At 65.2% G+C, this 509-nt stretch carries 1 pseudogene; it reads right to left on the bottom strand.

Annotated elements, in window-relative coordinates:
- Positions 1–509, bottom strand: a pseudogene (locus NKI35_RS31320) (adenylate/guanylate cyclase domain-containing protein); the annotation flags it as partial.

Below are 509 nucleotides of genomic sequence, written 5' to 3'. Positions count from 1 at the left end.
GTCGGCGGCCGCGCCATGCGTTCGCTTTCCGCTGCCGAAGGTTGCATGCCAAGCGCCTTGGCGATCTCGCCGCTCATCTCGTGCTGGACGGCAAACACGCCGGCCATGCCACGGTCGAACCGGTTGGCCCACAGATTGTCGCCCGTTGCCGTATCGATGAGCTGGGCATTGAGGCGGATCTGCTCGCCGGTGCGGCGGACGCTCCCCTCGACAACGAAGCGGACGCCAAGGTCGCGCGCGACGTCCGCCAGCGCTGCAGGCTTGTTCTTGTAGGCGAACACCGAGTTGCGCGCGATGACGTCCAGACCAGACAGCTTGGTGAGGTCGGTGATCAGATCCTCGGTGATGCCGTCAGCGAAATAGTCCTGGCCTGGATCGCCGCCGAGGTTTGCAAACGGCAGCACGGCAACCGATGGCCGCGATGGCACTGAGAACTTCTGCCATGCGAAAATGCCGGCAATCGCGGCGATCGCCAAGGCGGCGGCGCCTGCCAGGATGATGACGCGCGA

Source organism: Mesorhizobium sp. M0676 (assembly GCF_040320535.1).
Taxonomy (GTDB): Bacteria; Pseudomonadota; Alphaproteobacteria; order Rhizobiales; family Rhizobiaceae; genus Mesorhizobium.
Note: the sequence above shows the minus strand (reverse complement) of the source record. Positions and strands in the feature narration are given on the sequence as shown.